Origin of the sequence: Mycoplasma sp. 1199, from assembly GCF_034863365.1 — a bacterium.
Classification (GTDB): Bacteria; Bacillota_I; Bacilli_A; order Mycoplasmatales; family Metamycoplasmataceae; genus Mycoplasmopsis.
Genome location: NZ_JAYFFA010000002.1, coordinates 136,666 through 156,720 on the forward strand (window position 1 = coordinate 136,666; position 20,055 = coordinate 156,720).

General features: G+C 29.6%; 9 protein-coding genes. All 9 read right to left on the reverse strand.

Annotated features, from left to right (window positions below):
• Positions 1–46: 46 nt before the first annotated feature.
• Positions 47–7,873 carry a hypothetical protein gene (locus VBM89_RS01690; RefSeq protein ID WP_323188578.1) on the reverse strand — a complete coding sequence of 2,609 codons (7,827 nt, stop codon included), beginning with the start codon at positions 7,871–7,873 and terminating at the stop codon, positions 47–49.
• 416 nt (positions 7,874–8,289) lie between these two features.
• Positions 8,290–8,511: a hypothetical protein gene (locus tag VBM89_RS01695; protein WP_323188579.1), complete on the reverse strand. Its 222-nt coding sequence runs from the start codon at positions 8,509–8,511 to the stop codon at positions 8,290–8,292.
• Positions 8,512–8,566: 55 nt separating this feature from the next.
• Positions 8,567–10,702, reverse strand: a complete 2,136-nt coding sequence (locus VBM89_RS01700) for a C1 family peptidase (RefSeq protein ID WP_323188580.1) — start codon at positions 10,700–10,702, stop codon at positions 8,567–8,569.
• Positions 10,703–11,147: 445 nt separating this feature from the next.
• A complete protein-coding gene (locus tag VBM89_RS01705) occupies positions 11,148–12,254 on the reverse strand; it encodes a hypothetical protein (RefSeq protein ID WP_323188581.1) in 1,107 nt (368 codons plus the stop codon).
• A 45-nt stretch (positions 12,255–12,299) separates the two neighbouring features.
• Entirely contained in the window at positions 12,300–13,625 is a 1,326-nt protein-coding gene (locus VBM89_RS01710; RefSeq protein WP_323188582.1) for an ABC transporter ATP-binding protein, read from the reverse strand.
• A 3-nt stretch (positions 13,626–13,628) separates the two neighbouring features.
• Entirely contained in the window at positions 13,629–14,879 is a 1,251-nt protein-coding gene (locus VBM89_RS01715) for an ABC transporter ATP-binding protein (protein ID WP_323188583.1), read from the reverse strand.
• 9 nt (positions 14,880–14,888) lie between these two features.
• Positions 14,889–15,947, reverse strand: coding sequence for an ABC transporter permease (locus VBM89_RS01720; RefSeq protein ID WP_323188584.1), 1,059 nt, complete (start codon positions 15,945–15,947; stop codon positions 14,889–14,891).
• Positions 15,947–16,996 carry an ABC transporter permease gene (locus tag VBM89_RS01725; RefSeq protein WP_323188585.1) on the reverse strand — a complete coding sequence of 350 codons (1,050 nt, stop codon included), beginning with the start codon at positions 16,994–16,996 and terminating at the stop codon, positions 15,947–15,949. Before VBM89_RS01725 ends, VBM89_RS01720 begins: the two co-directional genes overlap by 1 nt.
• A complete protein-coding gene (locus tag VBM89_RS01730) occupies positions 16,996–20,052 on the reverse strand; it encodes a hypothetical protein (RefSeq protein WP_323188586.1) in 3,057 nt (1,018 codons plus the stop codon). Before VBM89_RS01730 ends, VBM89_RS01725 begins: the two co-directional genes overlap by 1 nt.
• Positions 20,053–20,055 lie beyond the last annotated feature (3 nt).

The window sequence follows — 20,055 nt, forward strand, 5'->3', positions numbered from 1 at the left end:
AAAAAACTTACACCGTTTAAAATGTAAGTTTAATGTTTATAAATTTCTATTTTCTTCTAAAAATTCTCTTGAATAAGAATCCTAAACCTGTAGCAATTCCAACAATTGATGGAACTATAACTCCATAAATTCAACCAGGAGCACCTTGTTTTTTACCTTCTTCAACTTTTGTAGGTTCTTCAGGTTTATTATCAACAGGTTTTAATGATTCATTTAATTTTTGAGCTTTTTCTAATACTTCTTTAACTTTTTGAACAGTTACTTGTCCATTAGCTTCAGAAATAAATTGTTGTTTTTGCTCATTTGATAAGTTGTTTAACTTATTAATTTCTGCATTTACATCTGTTTTAGATGTAGCTAAATTAGAATCACCATTTAATGATTTTGTAGCTTCAACAACGGCATTAACTTTTTCATTTAAGTCTTGCGCACTATTGTTAAAGTCTAATTTATTACTTAATTCAGTTGATTTTACTAATGCATTATCTAATGCTGATTTTTTAGGTGCATCAGCTTCGCTATAGTTAGGTGTTGATTTGACTTTTTGTACCTCATTTAACACTTCTAATGCATTATTAACATCTGTTGCATTTGTCAGAATGTTTTCAATAGTATCAACTGATGCTTGTGAATTTACTAATTCTTTAGCTTTTGTTTTTTGTTCATCTGTCAAGTTAGTTAAGTTATCTATACCATAATTAGCTTTAGCTTTTGCTTCTGATAATCTTACATCACCATCTAGATTATTAAGAGCATCTCTTAATGCATCTAATTTCTCATTGAGACTTTCAACTGATGTATTAAATTCATCTTTAGTTTTAAGTTCATCCAATACATCAAGTACATTTGTGAATGCAACTTGTTTTCTTTTTGAAGCTTTTGTATATTGACTTTTATTTTTTACATCTTCAGCATTCTTAACAACATCAAGTGCACTGTTAATTTCTTTGACATTATTCTTAATATCTTTAATCTTAGAAACTTCATTTAAGCTCTTCACTGCGTTTCTTGCAGCGTCTTTTTGAGTATCTGATAAGTTTGAAGCAACTTTGATAGTAGCAAGTGCTTCTTCTTTAGCTGTTTTCAATCTATCAGCACCATCAAGAGCATCGTGAGTTGATTTTAATGTATCTAACTTGTTATCTAAGTTAGGGTATGATTCATCAAAGTCAAGTGTTGTTGTTAAGTTGTTTAAAGTAGTAACTGCATCATCGAATGCACCTTGGTTTGAAGCTTGAGTGTATTTGATTTCTAATTCGACTTCTCTAGCAGATTCAACTTTAACAATCGCTCCATCGATGCTTGATGCATTTGAAACTACCTTATCAATTCCTGCTTTATCTGATTTTGCATTCACTAACGCGATAGCTTTTTCTTTTTGAGTTTCCGATAATTTAGGTAATGAATTAATTTTAGCTATAGCATCTTCTTTTTGAGTTTCAAGTAATTTTTCTTCAACATCAGCAATTGATGTTTTAGCTTGAACTTCATTTTTAGCAGCTTCTTTTTGAATTGATGTTAAGTTTTCAAGTGCCTCAATAGCTTCTTTAGCTTCTGTTTTAGCAGCGTCTAATCTATCTTTACCATTTAATAAACCTTTAGTTTCAGATACAGCTTGTAATTTAGTATCTAATTGGTCAAATTGAGTTTCAAATTCTGTGTAGCTTGATAATCCATCTAATACAGTTACAGCATTATCAAAGTTTGTCTTAACATCATCTGATGCTTGTTTATATTTAATTTCTTCTTTTATCGCAATTTCATCATTAAGTGTTCCAATACCACTGTTAACTTTTTCTGCATTAGCAACAATTGCATAAATTTCATCTTTAGTTGCTTTTGAGTTAATTAGAGTTTTAGCAGCTGGTTTTTGCACATCATCTGATAAGTTTGATAATGAGTCTATTTTATTTGATGCATCTTGTTTTTGAGTATCTAATAATTTATCAGCAACTTTAGCAATAGTTGTTTGTTTTTCAACTTCAGTTTTTGCGTCTCTTTTCTCATCATCTGATAAGTTAGGTAATGCATCAATTGCAGATTTAGCAGTAGCTATTGCAACATCTAAGTTTTGTTGACCATCAAGTGAGTTGATTGCATTATTAAGAACTTCTGTTTTTTCTGCAATGTCAGCAATAGGATTTGTTGTAAAGTCTGTTATTGTTTCCACACCTGGTAAATTGTTAAACGCTGTTTGAGCAGCTTGTTTTTTATCTGAATCAGCTTCTGTAAATTGTGGTTTTGATTTAACATCATTAAATCTTTGAACTTGTGCAACTGCAGTGTCAACATTTGTTGCGTTTGTAACAATGTCTTTTGCTCCTTGAACTGTTGCAAGAACATCGATTTGATTATTTGCTTCTCTAATTTGATCAGGACTTAAGTGTGTTAATTCACCTAATTTAGCTTTAGTTTCTGCTTTGGCAACATCTAATCTATCTTGACCATCAAGATCTATAACAGCATTATTAAGTGCATTTGTGTATTCTACAATATTTGCAATTGGTTGACTAAAGTCAGTTGTCCTTTTGATTGCATCGATTTTTGTTTTTGCAGCATCAAATTCTGCTTTTTTATTTGTAGGTGTTGTTGATGCTTCCGTGTAGTTAGGTTTTAACTCTTCAGCATTTGCATTTTCAAGAGCTTGTAAAGCATTGTGAAGTTCTTTAGCACGTTCAACAATAGCGTTAACTTTTTCAATTGTGTCAATAGCTTCTGAATCAATTAAATTGTTAGCAGCTTCTTTTTGTGAATCGTTTGATAACTTATTTAATGCTTCAATAGCTTCTTTAGCTTCTGTTTTAGCATCAGCTAATTTTATGTCACCATCAAGTGCACCAATAGCATTTTTAAGTGCTTCTTTCTTAGCAACAACATCATCATATGGACTTGTAAAGTCTTCATATGTTTTTGCATCTTCTAATGGTGTAAGTGCATTATTTGCAGCTTGTTGTAAGCTTTCTTCTGCTTGTGTATATTTAGGTTTTGAATCTTCTTTAAGTTTGTTTAATGCATCAACTTGTTCTATTGCAGCATCAACATTTGTAACGTTAACAATAATGTCTTCAACACCTTGAACTGTTGTAGTAGAATCAATTAATCTTTCAGCAGCAGTAACTTGGTTAACACTTAAGTGTATTAAAGTAGATAATTTAGATTTAGCATCTGATTTAGCTGTATCTAAATTTGTTCTTCCATCTAAATGTTTAATAGCATTTTTAAGAGTATTAATTTTATTGTCAATATTTTCGATAGCGACAGTGTTGAAATCTAAAACATCTTTAGCACCTTTAAGCGAATCTACTGCATTGATTAAATTGTTTAGTTTTTCTTTACTTGCTTCTCTAAACTCAATTGTGTCTTCAGCTTTTTTAGCTAATTTTAATTTTTCAATAGCTTTATCAATATTTGTTACATTTGTAATAACAGTTTCAACTTGTTTTGATATCACTGCTTGATCAATTTGATTGAAAGCATTAATGAATTGATCATCTGATATATGGATTAAATCACCTAATTTTTGTTTCCCTAATTCTTTAGCATCATCTAAGTTTTTTACTCCATCAAGTGCTCTATCAGCATTTGATAATCTATTACCAATAGAATCTAAATTAACATAATCTTTTGTAAAGTCCATTGCATTTTCATAAACTTCAGCATCTTTTTTAGCTTCATTAAATTCTTTTTGAGCACCTTCTGATGCAGATGAATATCTGATTGTCCTAATTGATTTATTTGCAACTTTTAAGGCTCCTAAAACAAAATCAATATCTTCAGCATTATCTGCAATTTTTTGCACCATATCTGGTTCTGTAGCTAAATCAACTTGCTCTTTAGCTTTTAATTTTTGTTCTGTAGCTAAATTCTCTAAATCATCAATCGATGATATTGCATGTTTTTTTCTTTCAATAAGCTTGCTGTCACCATTTAATTGTGTTTCTGCATCTGATAATATGCCTAGTTTGTTATCTAAATAAGAATCAACATCATTAAAGTTATCTACTGTTCTTAAGTTTTCTAATGCACTAATAGCATTATCAAATGCTCTTTGTCTATCTATATCAGAAAGTTTGTAATTTGATGTTTCTTTAACTTTGATTGCTTTATCTAATTTATCGATTGCACCATTAATTTTAGTTACATAGTCTCTTAATATGTTAACATCTGCAACTGTAGTTTTAGCATCAATTTGATTTTTAGCTGCTTGCTTTTGTGTGTCTGATAATTTTTCTAATCTATCAATTTGTTCTTTAGTAGATGTTTTTGCATCTAATAATTCTTTATTTGCTACTCCATCTAATCTAGCTTCTTCTGATGATAAGAAACTTGATAATGAGTTTAAGTTAGCAATTGGATTTGTAAAATCATTTACATTGATTGCATTAACTATTTCATCATATGCACTGTTGTAAGAATTTTTAATCTCTCCAGTTGCATAACTGTAGTTAATTGATTCTTTAACTTCATTTGCGTGATTGATTGATTGCTTCAATGATGGGATTACATTATTTAATTCAGAAGCATTTGAAACAACTGCACTAGCATTTTGATAATTAAATGCATCTTTATTAATCTCATTAGTTAATAAACTTCTTTGTGCGTTTGATAAGTTAGTTAATGAAGCAACCTTATTTGTTAAATCTTGTTTTTGAGCTTTAACAAATTTAGATCTTACATCTGCTGATGAATTTTGATTTTGAACTTCAGAAATTAAACTATTTTCCTCTTGATCATTTAAGTTTTGTAAACTCTTAATTTGAGCGATTGTTTGTGTCTTAAGATCATTTAAGTTTTTTACTCCATCAAGTGAAGCGATGGCATCGTTCATATTTGATACTAAAGTATCAATATTTGGAAGTTTATTAACAAAACTTGTGTATGAAGCAAGTGTTTTTACAAAGTTATTTAATGATTTAGTAAGTGCATCTTGTTTTGATGATGTCGCCTCTTTATAAGCAATAGTTTCTTTTACATCTTTTGCTTGCTTAGCAACTGCTACAGCTGTGCTTAATGCAGAAGCATTTTCTTTTAATGTATTTACACTTGCAATAGTTTTTGCATTATCAATTTCTTGTTTAGCATTTTTAACTAAATATGCAAGTAAGTTACTCATATTTTCTATTTCAGATTTAGCTGTATTCTTAGCTAAAACTAATTTAGAAGCACCATTTAGATTTCTTTGTGCACTTATTAATGCTTCAGAATTTTCACTTAAGTTATTTGGTAAGTTTTCAAAATCCGAATAAGTTTTAACACTTGATAATGTATCTAAAGCAGTATTGAATTTAGTTTGTAAATCACCATCTGCTTCAATGTAGTTTTGTGTTTGTTTTTCAGAAGTTATATTATTGACTAAGTTAATAGCTTCATTTACTTTAGAAACATTGTTTTGGATTCTATCAACTGACTCAAGTGTTGTGCAATTTTCAACTAGTTTAGTAGCTGTTGTTTTTTGTTCTTTTGATAAATCTGAATTTGAAATTACTGCATTGGCAGCATTTTTAGATTTTGTTAATCTATCAACTCCATCAAGGGCATTTGTTTTTGCAACTAAGTTATCTGTTAATTCTTTAAGTCCAGGAATCGGTTCTGAAAAATCAATATTTCCATCAAATCCTGTTAAAGCATCTTTAGCTTTAATAAATTCATCTTGAAGACTTGGTGTAGCTTGTAAATAATCAACTTGTTTTATTTTATTTGCAGCAGTTTGTAATGTAGTGTATGCCGCTTCAGCTTGAAGAGTGTTCTCTAAAATCTTATTAACTTTAGTTATTTCTTCACATCGATCGATAAGAGCAATAGCATTTTGTTGTTGATCTTCAGGTAAGTATTCTGAGTTATGAATTCTTTCAATTGCATCTGATTTTGCTACACCTAAATTATGTAAACCATTTAAGTCATTTTTAGCTTTTTCTAATTTATCTAATAAAACTGCATAACTTACTGGTGGAATTGTAAATTCTTCTGAAGATAAAGTGTTTTTAACTTCATCCAGTACATTTGTAAATACATCTTTAAATTTTTTATCAGCTTCTGTAAAATCAGGTTTGTATTTAAATTGTTTGGCTTCATTAAATTTGTAAATAAGTTGGTTTAAATCTTGAGCATTCTTCATAATTCTGTCAATTTCATCATTATCTGAAGATGCGCGCATTTGATCTTTAGCAGTTGCCTTTTGAACATCTGATAAGTATTCTAAATTATCAATTGTATTATCTCTTAATTCAGGAACTAAATTGATTTCATAAGTTGTATCAACTCAGAAGTCTCTTGTGTAAGGGACTTCTGACATATTTTGCATTTTATATGTGAAGTGCTTACGTAGTGGGTGATTAGGTATCTGAGGTTTTTCATATGATTGATTTTCAACATTGACCGTAAATGTTCTTCTATCTACTTCTCTTCCTGTATTATCTTTAAATACATAAGTTACAGTATGGTCTATTGGAGTAATTGGAATTTGGTAATTAATATTTGTATTGTGGTTAGCATCTCTATTTAATGGGAATTTTGAAGCTATTTCTTGTGCGCTATCAACTAAACGATAGTGCTCTGGAACCATATTCTTAATTCTTTTGTAGAAACGTTCAGTGTTTTGTTCCATTATTCTTTTTGGACCTCATACATTTGAAGGTGTTCTATCTGAGAATAATTGAACGTTATATCAGAATTTTGAAACTATTAATTGGTCTAGAATAGGTTGTGCCGCAATACCTTTAAATAAACTTCTATCACCTGAAGTAAAGTATTTTGATACATATTCATCTTTAAAGAAGTTAGTGTCAGAGTGAGAACCTTCTCCAACATAAATTGTGCTTGGGAAGTGGCCTGGAAAACTTTTTAATAGATCATTATTTGTTCCGTAATGTTGTGCTCAACCTTCTTTAATTAATCTGTCACTGATAGCTCCATAATAAGCACTTGAAATTTTTGGAGAATTAAAACCATATGCTTTAACAAAATTGTCAATACTTCTATTTTCTTCATTTCCTTTTGATCAAATAAGTGCATACTCTGAAAGGTGACCTCCTAATGAGTGGCCTGTAGAATAAATTTCTGAAACAGGTTTTTGACTTATTGTTGCTAGAGAAATTCACACATTCTCAGCTTGACCTGGTTTTTTTCTTCATATTGATAAATCTAAATCATCATCGAGATCTTTTGCACCATTAGTACCTGCAATAGCTAAAACACTAATAGTGTCATTTTCTAAGAATGGAAAATCAGATTGGTTAATTAATCAAGACGCTTGGTATCCATTACTTTCATCTCAAGACTCAAACCTTTTTCAATAACGGGCCATATTTTTATGAACTGTTTCAAAAATTTTGTCGTGCTCATCTCGCTTATTTTCTGGAACTTCGCCTAAAAAATATGCTTTATTTTCTTCTCATAAATCACGATTTGTATCATCAAACTCAATATCTAAGAAAGCTTTACTACGGTAAGATAAGTTACTGAAAATTAAAGCATCACGAGGTGAAAAATCTCATTTAAGTTTATGAGCATCATTATTATCAGTAATTCCATCTCCATCTGTATCTTTTAAGAATGGGTGCGAATTGTATCCAAAATAAGTCTTACCGTCTTTTACAAATGTGTAGACCTCATCTTTATTTAAAATACCATCACCATCTTCATCACCATTAGGATTTAAAACCGGACGATCCAACATAAGTGAATCATAATAACCATCTAACATTGTTATTTCAGCATTTTTAATTTTTCTCGCTGTTTCCTCTGTTAATTTAACACGTTCTGTCCTTTCAGGGGCTTGTAAATTAGTTGCAATACCTGTTGAAATTGCAATCGATGGAATAATGATTAAAAGTGCTGATTTTAAACCAATAATTAACTTTTTATTTTTGCTCATAAACCACCTCTTCTTAATAAATAAATTGATGCTTAAATAAGACAAAACTTCTTTTTGTCTTTATAAATGTAATTATAGTTTAATTATTTACTTTTGGATTATATAATTACAAATTAATCTGCATAATACCTTAATTTTTCACAAATGTGAAAAATATATTTTTGTTATATCTGAAATTAATTAGTAATAGAATGAAGTTAAGTAAATAATATTTTAAAGCTATTTGCTTAGAAGAGAATAAGATACACAACATCAAAAATTCTCAATCGAAAATGTTCCATTATATGAAATTAGTTTTCTTATTTTATAATTGGCATCATCTTAGTTGTAACAGTTAATTTAATTGATTCAACATTGGACAACTCAGTTAGAACACTTGTCGCAAGATTTGTTATGTGCTACACGCTTACTATTGGTTATAGTATTATATTGATCGTTTTGTTAGTTTGATTTTTGAATTTTTCTTGGATTTCTTTGACATTGTTCATCCTGTCAATTAATCTATTTTCTGTAAATTTATCTTTTCTAGATAATCCAGTTAAATCATTAATTTTTAAAACTAAAAATTTAAGTAAAACTAATCTTAAGAAACAAAAACATATATAACCTTTGACGTGTCTATAGGTTGATAAATACATCGGTCTAATTGCTAATAAACCTTTTAAACTTCTAAAAGCAGAAAAAAGAGTTAAATTATTTTTTAACTCTTTTTTTCATTAATTTAACAATAAAGAAAGTTGCTATACCAAAAGTTATAATTCCAGTTGTAACACCTAAAATACTTCATAAAATAACATGTGTTTTATTGGTTTTAGATTTTTCAGATTCTATTGAAACATCTTCTAATTCTTTTTTATTATCAGAATTATTCTTTTCTATAGTTGAACTTTCATTAGTAGTTGGATTTGAATTAGCTTGATCACTTGTTGGATTTTCATTTATTGCATCTTTATTTTCAGTTGCAGAATCTTCTGTTACAGGTTTGTTATTATCTTGAGATGCTGAATCTGTTCCTGTTTCAGAGCTTGAATTAGTTACATCTTCTGATGAACTTTCATCAGTTATATTTTTATTTTTAGTAGTATCTTCAGATACTGGCGAACTATTGTCTTCAACATTAGATACATCAGATTCTTTTGAAATCGGATTATTTTCTTCTGAACTTGAACCTGTTTCAGATTCATCAGTTTTTGGAGAACTTGTTTCTTCTTCTCTTGAAATCTCACTATCTGATGACTCTTCTATATTAGTTCCTGTATCTGTTTCTACTTCACCTTCAGAGCTTTCTAATTCACTTTCACCGTCATTGCTTCTAGGTGGATTATTTTCCGTATCTGATTCACTAGGATTATTATTTGTATTAGTTTTAGAAATGTCATCTAATTCTTTATTTTCTTCATCAACTGCTGTGCCTTTATTTAATTCATTAATTGGCACTTCAAGAGTATGAGCCTTAATTCCAAATACAACAAAACTTTTTTTGCTATTTACTCATTGATTATTATATTTATAAAAACTCAAAATATCTCTAGTTTCATAGCTTGCCACCAAATCTACGTTTTTTTCACCTTTATTAGTTACATCAATAATGATTGAAAAATATTGATCTTTCTTTAAAATAATTTCTTCATTTAAATCAATTGTATAAAATCCTTTATCACCAGAATTTGGAATTTGTACTTCTTGAGTTAATTTTAGTTCACCATCTTCAGGATTAGACATTGAAGAATTTTTAACATAAATTTTGATTTCAGCAGTAATGTTTGAACCTTTAAGCGCAAAATTAATTGACTTTAATTTTTCTACAATTTCATCATTTGCTTTTTTAACTGGGAAAATATTTGCCATTGTTCTTTCATTAGTGTCAATGGTTGCGAATAAAGAAAATGAATTTTTTGTATCATAATAGTAAGTATTTTGATATGCATTATTATTTTCTACTTCAACTGCCATTACTTCATGAATTAAATCTAATGAATCGTATGAAAGCATAAAGTAGCCCTGAGCATGCATGTTTTTAGTTCCTCAACTATTTTTAATAATAAAACCACCTTTTTGTTTCGGTGTTTCAGGTCCAAAATTAGATGCATAATAATCATCGTCTCAACCTACAATAACTGAAGCATGATTTCTGATATGTCTTTCTTCAGGTGATTTAGTTATAATAATTGAATTTGGTTCGTTGTATCAAACGGTGTCAGGATGAAAATTCATTTCATTAAAAGCATAAGCAACTCCCACAGAACCGTATTTGGCAATCGCTAATTTAATATCATCAACAGTATGATTAATTTTTACAGCTTTTTTAATTTTGGCAATTGTAGGGTTATCAAAATTAGGAAACTCAGTTTGATTAGTTTGAGCAATTGGGGATGTATTTCTCATCAAACCATTAAATGCGTGAGATAAATAATTTCCTGTACCTAAAATTCCTTTTCATTCTTTAGCATCGGGATTTAAATTTAACTTATCTGCATTATGATTTCAACTATTACTTATGTAATCAATTGCGTGTTCATCAATATCTAAAGAATTTTTAGTGTAATTTCCTATATTATTTTTTAAAATATTGGTTTCTAAAATTGAAGCAATTGTATATGCTCAACAAAGGCCTTCATGACCTTGATTCTTAACGTCAGTAACTAAATTGTGTTTTCTTGCATCAAAAAAAGGCATTCTTGCAATTTCTTCTGCGCTTTTAGTTTGAAAAAGTTCTAATTTTGGTGCGTCAGAATCAGCTGATGTGGCTGTGCTTATCACACTAAAAGGTATCAATAAACTTGGACTAACTAATAAACTAGTTAATATTTTTTTATTTTTTAATCTCATATATTAATTTTAAATAAAAATTAATATTTTTGTAAAGTATTTTAATGAAAGTCAAATTGTTGAAACAAATATCGCTTATTTTATAAGCTTTTAATTGTTAATTTAAGATATTTAAAAAAATATTTTTCTAATTTTTTAGTTATATGTATAAGTCATAAAAAATTCTAATTTTTATAAAAAACTCTTTAAAAATCAACTTTTTAAGAATTTAATAAACTAAAGAATATAAAAACCAGAGATTATTATTTTTAATTATCTCTGGTTATACCATGTTTCCCACTTTGTAGCATAAATTGGAAAAGAATACAAAGCTTTCCTATTTGTTCCGTTTCTAATTTTTAAATATATTTAATCACACATAATTTAAGTGCATTGAATAAACTTTGATGTGCTTTTTTGTAATAAAAAAGTAGCATAAGCTACTTAATTTTGACTTTTAAACTTACTACACAGCGTTTTTCATTTGCTCTGCTTTAGGTAAGATAGCATAATATGAATATTTGTGTGCTGGATCTTGGAACAGTTTAACTGTTGAATCTTCCTTTGTACCCTCTAATTCAATTAAGTACTCTTCATAAATGTTACCTGTGATAATTAATTTATCAATGATTAACATTAATTTACTAATTGAATATCTAGTAGGTGCATAAGCTGTATCGTGGTTGAAAAATTCATAAACTTTCTTACCATCTGATTTAACAATTAATCTAAAGAAAGTGTCTAGAACCTTTTGTCTAAGTTTAATCATTTTTTGATATGTTTGAAAATCACTTACAGAAAATTCAATATTATTAGGTAATTCCGGTGCATCAGCTTTGTAGTTTTTAATTGGATATGTTCTTTTTCCATCAACTACTGGTCCTAATGTATGAACTTCATATGTGTTTTCTTCAAATTGTTTAGTTGAATCAACTATTGTGTAAGCAACTTCTTGACTTTCAGGAAGTGTGAATCATTTACCGAATCTTGTAGCTGCATCTGTATACATAGCTGGTTTAGGATCTTTTTGAACTTCTTGACCAGCTAATGCATTTTTAGCATCATTGTAAGCCGCTTTAAGTGTCTCAACATCAAAGTTTAATACAGTTCCATTATTTGAAAAATCTAAGTAATTTACAACATTATTAACATTATTGTAAGCAGTATCGAATGCATCTTTTCTAGCTTGCTGGTCATCATTTGCATATTTGTGACTAGCTTTAACATCTGAATAATCTGCAACAGCTTCTTTTAAACTTGAAACTAATTCATTTAAGTAATTAGCATTTGTTTGAATGTTTTTAAGTTGTTCTTGGTTTTCTGATGCTTGAATTAATTCTTTAATCTTAGTTCTTTGCTCCTCTGTTAAGTTTGAATATGATGATTCAACTTGAGAAACAGCAATTGCTTTGCTTTGCTCGAATGTAATTTCAGGATTTGGATTTGTTTTTTTATTATCTCCTGGGTTTAGTTGTGGGTTGTTTGTATTATTGCAAGAAAGAGCAACAGTTGGTAATAACATTGAAACTAATGAAAAACTACCAAATAAAATTCTTTTATTAATTTTTTTCATATAGCCTCCTTTCTATTTTGTTTTATTAGGTTATTTGAATTTAAATTAATATTTATTGTTTTTTCAATCTTGAATTTCTTTAGGTGTAGCTAACACAAAGTGATTATCGTTGATTTTAATTCATTCAGGTTGATAATCTTCTGTGTAATTATGCATTGCAGGATTATATTCATATCCTAGCAAGCTACCTTTATCAGAATCGATTGATGGAACTGACTCAAGTAATGATTTTGTATATGGATGAAGTGAGTGCTTCATAATTTCTTCAGTTGTACCAACTTCAAGTAATCTACCTTTATTCATAACAGCAATTCTATCTGAAATATATTCAACCATACGTAAGTCGTGGGCAATGAACACAATTGTAAGATTATATTTTTCTTTAAGTTCATTAAAGATGTTTACAACTTGTGCTTGGATAGAAACGTCAAGCGCTGAAATTGGTTCGTCAGCAATAAGTAATGTAGGTCTAAGCACAACGGCTCTAGAAATCCCAATACGTTGTTGTTGTCCTCCTGAGAATTCAAGTGGATAACGTTTTAAAACTGATTCATCAAGCCCTACACTCTTAAGAATGTCTTTAACTAAAATTGTTTTACATTCATTTTCAGTTAATTTATTTAATTCATCACGTTTTGCTTTGTATTCAGCTAATTTAGCTGCAACTTCTGATAAACCTCAAGTTTGATTAATTGTTTTTTCAAACTCCACATATAAAGCATCATATGCAATGTTCTCATTGATTGAAATTTTGTGATCTAATTCATCTTTGAACTTTCCAAATAAAGAACGATATTCTTTTTTATCAATCATTGAGTATAAATGTTTAACAACCTCTTGGTCGTAGTTAAATAAGTAAATTTCTTTAGAGTTCTTTGTATTTGTTAAACCTTCAGAAACAACTGTTTCAATATTAACGTGTGGATTAAGTGAGTTAGCTGGATCTTGGAAAATCATTTGCACTTTATTAACCATAAAGTTAACGATTTCTTTATATTCTTTAAGTGATTTACCAAAATTAAATCCTCTAACCATTTTCTTAGGTAATAATTTATCAAGGATTTTGATTTGTCCAAAACTGTGTGGTGTAAGTCCGATAATTGCACGTCCAATTGTACTTTTACCTGAACCAGATTCACCAACAATACCTAAAACTTCACCTTTGTAAATATTTAAGTTAAAGTCTACTACAGCTCTAAATGCTTTTGAACGAGAACCATATGTAACATCCACGTTTCTTAATGTTGCTAAAACTTCCTTACCTTGAGGAACTTTTAACATTTCGTCTACACCTTTAATGTTGTATCTTATGAATTCTTTTTTTCAGAAAAGGAATTTTTTTTGTGTTTCTATGTAATAGTCTTTTTTCATAACTTATTTTTTAGAACTTGCTAAAAACTCCTTTCATAATTTTGCAATGTGTGCAGGTGGTGTATATTTAGGTGCTTTTTTATCTAAAAGTGCTGATTTAACTCTATGTGTTTCTGAAACATAGTAAAAGTCAGGTTCAACTTCAAAATCTCTACCAAGTGCATAATCATTTCTAACTGCAAAAGCATCTCCAACAATATTATTTAAGTTAGATGGAACTGAACCTCTAATTGTTGAAAGTCTTTTACCATTATTAACATCGGGCATACTTAAGATTAAACCTCAAGTATATGGGTGTTGTGGATATTTTAAGATTTCTCTTGTAGTTCCTTCTTCAATAATTTGACCTGCATACATAATTGAAATGTAGTCAGCTATTGAAGCAACAACTCCAAGGTCGTGAGTAATAAACACAATTGATAATTTAAGTTTTTCTTGTAATTCTTTAACAACTTCAAGAACTAAAGCTTGAACTGTTGGATCAAGCGCTGTTGTAGGCTCGTCCATTACTAAAATTTTTGGTTCAAGCGCAACAATGGCAGCTATAACAACACGTTGAATCATACCTCCTGACATTTCGTGTGGGTATAATTTCATAACAGCTTCAGGGTCATTAATTTTTGTTAATTTAAGGAATTCTACAGCACGTTCGTATGCTTCTTTTTTGTTTTTAACAACTCTGTTGACAAGCATACCTTCCATAATTTGTGCTCCAACTTTCATAGTTGGGTTTAATGTAGACATAGGGTTTTGGAAGACAGCTGAAACAACTCTTCCTCTATAGTGTGAACGTTCTCAATCACGCATTGAGAACTTCTCAACGTGATTATTGTAAAGTTTAATTTCACCACTATCAATTACAGCGTTATCTCCTGTAAGTCCATAAAGAAGAGATGTAATAACTGATTTACCTGAACCAGATTCACCGATAATTGCGTGAACTTTTCCTTCATAAATTTGAATAGATGGTCCACGGAGAACTTTGTTCTTTTGACCTGGTACAGATGGGTTTAAGAATGATAAGTGAATGTCTTTAATTTCTGCAGCAATTTTAAGTTTTGTTCCATCTGAAAATTCTTTGTACTCAACATTTTCCATAAATGTTTCTCAATCAAACATATTTTTTCTGTTTCCTAATCCAAGACCAGAAAAAGCGTTTGTGATTGCAACATTTATTTTTCTTTTAAAGTGTTCTCATTTAGACTTGAATGATTGTTTTTCTGATTGATTAGATAAGTTATTATCTTTTTTCATAAAACTCTCCTATCTTTGTCTTCTTAATGCATCTTGAACTGATGCACCAATTAATTGAACACTTGTTGTAATTAAGATTAAGAATGTTGAAGGAACAAATACGTATCTTAAGTAGTCAGGGAATAATTTTTGACCTTCAGAAATTAAGTTTCCTAATGTAGGAACATCATCGATAGCAAGACCGATGAATGCAAGTGATGTTTCAGATAAAACAACACCAGGAATTGTGAATACTAATTGAGTAATTAAAATAGGTAATATAACAGGTACATAGTTTTTAAGAATTTTTCAAGTTGGTGTACCTAAAATTTTTGATGCTGATACTCATTCAAAGTATTTAGCACGCTTAACTTGAGCTCTAATTTGATTAGCCATACCTGTTCAAGATGTAAGTGAAAGCGAGAATACAACAACTCAGAAACTAGGTTTGATAATAATAGTCATTAAGATAAGAATGATAATTGTAGGAACAATTGAAATAACTTTGATGATGAAAGTCATAATTTTGTCAAAGAATTCAAATTGACCCATCATAATTCCAATTGTAAGTCCAATAGCAACCTCAATTGCTGTTACAACAAATGCAAGTGCAATTGAATACCTAAGTCCTCATCATAATCTGGCTCAAAAATCTCTTCCTAAGTGATCTGTTCCAAGAATGTGGAATACACCCTTGCTATCTACTGTATTGAAAATAAGTTTTGAATCATCAACACTTGTAACGTTTGGATCTTGTGTTGTAAATGGAATAATAATTGCTAATAAGATTAACGAAACTAATGTAACAAAACCAAAGACTCCAGCAAAACTTCTTGAGAATCTGTTAATAAATTCTTTGAAAACCCTTGGTTGAGCTTGCATATGCATATCAGTTTGGAAGTCTACAATTTTTCCAACAATTTTTCAAGACTGATACACAAATGGTTGTGTAATTGGGTTTGGTGCTGTTGCTAATTCTTCTTTAGACATTGAAGCAGTTGCTTCACGTCTTTTAATTTTGCTTGCTGTCTTTTCGAAGAATTTCTTAACTGATGAATTAAATTTATGTAAATGTTCTTTAAATTTCATTAAGCACCTCTCCTTCTAATTCTTGGGTCAATTGCTTCATAAAGAATATCTCTGAATGCATATGATAGAACTGTAAGAAGTGAGAACATAACAATTAAAAATAAGATAACATTGTAGTCTTTTGAAGTAATAGCATTAAGCAACATACCTCCTGAACCAGGAATTAAGAAAATTTGTTCAATGAAGATACTTCCGATGAATGATCCAAAAATAACAGCAGGGAAGAATGTAGCAATTGGGAATAGTGCAGGTTTAAGTGCGTGTCTTCAAACGAATCTGTTTCTTGACACACCTTTTAAGTAAGCAAACTTAGCGTGAACTGAGTTAAGCTCTCTATTAAGCTCTGTTCTAATGTATTTAATATAAACAATGATGCTTCCTAATGAAAGCGCTAGACCAGGCAGTATATAGGTTGCAAAATTATACTGGTCAAATACATAAGGTATTCCGACAACACGTCCGATAAAGACAAGAAGTAAAGCGAAAATAATAGAAGGAACAGATGAGAAAATTGAAACAATAACAGTTGAAATGTTATCTACAAGTCCTCCTGGATTTTTACCAACTCAAATACCAAGTGAAATACCGATTGTAACTGTTAAGAATACTGAGAAAATTCCAACTAAGAATGATTTGTAAAATCTATCTCAAATAAATTCAGTAATAGGACGCTCAGGGAAAAGTGAATAAGAAATACCAAAGTCACCGTGGAATAGACCATTTAAGTACTTAAAGTATCTTGTAAGTAAGGGTTGATCCAATCCATATTTTGCTTCAATAATTTTTCTTGCAGTTTCATCCTTACCTTGTGTAAGTGGGTTTTCACCTGGAACTGAGTTAATTAAGAAGAACGTAATTGATATAACAATAAATCCGATAACAATAAATTCAGCAATAATTTTGAAGAATTTTCAAGATGTTTTTAAGAATGGTGAATCAATTGAAAGAAGTTTATCTTTAAGTTTTAATTCAACATTTCTTTTACTTCTGAAGATAACTTTGTTATCGTTCAGTTCATAAGTTTTATTATCTACTTGTACTTTTTTCATTAGTTCCCTTCTTTAGTTCTTGGTAATTTTGCCATTGGTGGTCTTGTCATATCGTATGCATATTGAAGTGAGAATCTGAATAAACTATCAACTCCTCCAACTTTTGTAATTTCTCAGTTTGTATCAACTTCCATAAGTGGAATTACAACTGCTGTATCTCTGATAACTTTTTCAAGTCCTGCGATAAATAAGTAAACTCTTGTTTGAGATCAGTTTTCTAAAAGTTCCTCATCTGTGAAGTTTCCTGAGAAGAATGAGTTAATTCTTGAAGTGTATTGTGAAATTGATTCATCCGGATGTTGAAGTGATAACTCAATGAATTTATTTCAGAATACTGGAATTGCATCATCTGGTTTTGCACTTTCGCTTCTTAATAATTCTTCTTGGTTAAATTGTAATCTTTGTTGTGTTTCATTTGTTAAGTTAGCTATTTGTTCTGTTGTAAATTCAGTAGCTAAATATGTAATAAATGCATTGTTGATTCTGTTTGTTTTAATGTTTTTGTTATTAATAATAATATACCCGAGTAAGTTTTCAACATATTGCTCTGAATATCTTGGTTTTTTAGCTTCATTTAAACTTGCAAGCGCAAGTGAAACCGGTTTTGCGTATTTTTTAACAAATGCTGCTATTTCACCGCTACTTTGTGAAGCTTTTGCTGAATTATAATCTGATGCAATGTTTACATAGTCTCCTGATAATGAGTTTGAATTAATAATTGTATTAATTCAATTAATGTCAGATTGCATTAATGAAAGTTTTGAAACACTAGCATCTTGTTTTTGAAGTTGTTCAATAACTAATTCACCTATGTAGTCACCATAAATGTATGAACCAACAGGGTTATCTTTGAAAGCAATTGATTTTTGGTTGATTGTATCAACTTCATCACGTTTGAAGAATACAGATACATAGTCCTGTGCTCCATTACCACCTAATCTATCGTAGTTTTGATAAATAATTTGGTATGCACCTTTTTCAATAAAGCTTGCATAGATGTTTTCAGGTAATGTTTTTGATTCAATTGAAATGTAACCATTTGACATAGTTTCAAGAGCACCTTTTAAGAATAACCCAGCGTTCTTTTGTTCTTCTGAACCATTGTTTAAGAATTCAAATTTAACTGATTGTAATTCTGGATGTTTTGCTTTGAATCTATCTAAATAGTATTTTGCTGTTTGAATATCGTAAGTTAAATCTTTACGTTCAGTTTTTTCAAATGTGAATGACTTAGCTAAGTGAACAACGAATTCGTAGTTTTGTAAGTCAAATTCTTTACCATTTTTAGTTGTGGATTTTTGACCTTCAAAGAACATTTCAATGTTTTTACCATCGAATGTTTTGTATTGACCATAAGATGTTCAAGTGTTAACAGGAAATGAGAAATCTCATCCAACGAATTTAAGAGCTTTTTCTCTGTTAACTGCAAAATACATTGCATTTCTTAAATCTTGATCTTGTAAATATGAATTTCCATTTGTTTCGCTATCTAAGTTGAAAGCAAAAGCAATTGTTCCATACCCTGTGTTTTTGTTAAGGTATTTTTTCATTTTAGGATCAGATCAATAAAGGTTCATTTTTGAAGCAGGAATATATGTTTGTGAAATTAAACCATCTTCAAAGAATAATGAGTTTGTGTTCTTGTTAGTTGAGAACATAATTTTGATTTTGTTTGAAATTGTGTTTTCAGCATCAAAGTAATCTTTATCTTTTTCAAGAATGATGTAACCGTTATCTCCTAAAAGAATACCTTCACCATTTTGTGCAATTTTAAATGGACCTGATGTTAAGAATGTTTTAGGTTCTGAACCATATTTATCAATTCCACCAGCAACAGTTTCAACGTGTTTTCTATTGATTGGGAATAAGTTGTAAAGGATTGTGAATAATAAATATGATAAATCAGGTGTTTTAGTGTCATCAAAAATCATTGTGAATGAGTTTTCGCTACTTGAAAGTGCTTTGATTGTACCTTGTAAGTCTTTGTTTGTTTTATTAAACTCTTGGTATGGGTTTACATACATATTTTTAACAATCTTAATTTGCTTTTTCTCACCATTAACTAAAACTGTAAAGTCTTGAACTTCTTTATCTAAAGCAAAAGAAGAGTTCTCAGGTAATGATAAGTGTTCTGCAATGTAATCGTTATCGTAATCTAAGAATAATTGACCTGTATAGAAACCAAATTCTAATGCAGCTTGCTTAATTGCTTCAACTTCTACAGTATCAAGTGGATTTCCATTTCCATCTTTGATTTGTGAAGCAAACACTTCTTGGTTTGGATTTTGAATGTATCTGTTCAATACTTCTGATCAAACATAATCTCTACGTCCAAATGGGTTTTTATATGATTGTTTGAATTTTTGTTGGTACTCTTTTTGAGCGTCAATAAATTTATCAACTGCTCTAATTCCATATTTTCTAACTGTGTCTAATTTTTGAGACCCTGTGTTAAGGTCTAAAATGTATTCTAAGTAATCTCTAATATCATTTGAAGTTACAAAGTCACCGTTAGATCACATATTTTGTTTTTTTCTAGTGTACCCTGTAATAGCCATATAGTTATTAGGGTTTCTAGGGTTTCTGTAAGCATAAATAGTACTTTTTTCTTGGATATTTCCATCTGATAAGTCAGCTAATCCACCCACTGTTTGGAAGTTATCAATTCCATAGAATGCATTTGAAATTTTACCTTTACCATCATTATCTAAAAGTTCACTTCTAGATGCATTCAAGTAGTCAGTGAATTTAGCCGAATCTTTTACTGTACTATTTTCCATAACAACAAAGTTGTATGAAGCTTTGTTAAGTAATGATTTAAGTTGAGCTGTAGGACCTGTTTTTAAATATGAGTCCACTAATGATGGAACAATTTTGTCCATTGATTTATATCTAACATAGTTTAAGTTGTTAATCGGTTCAGTTGCTAATCCTAAATCATAATCAATTGATTTAGTGAATAATCCACCTGATTGACAAGATAGTAATGCAATTGACGAGACAACAGGAGCAGAAGCTGCTGTTAATGTCAATAATAATTTATTTTTTAATTTCATCTT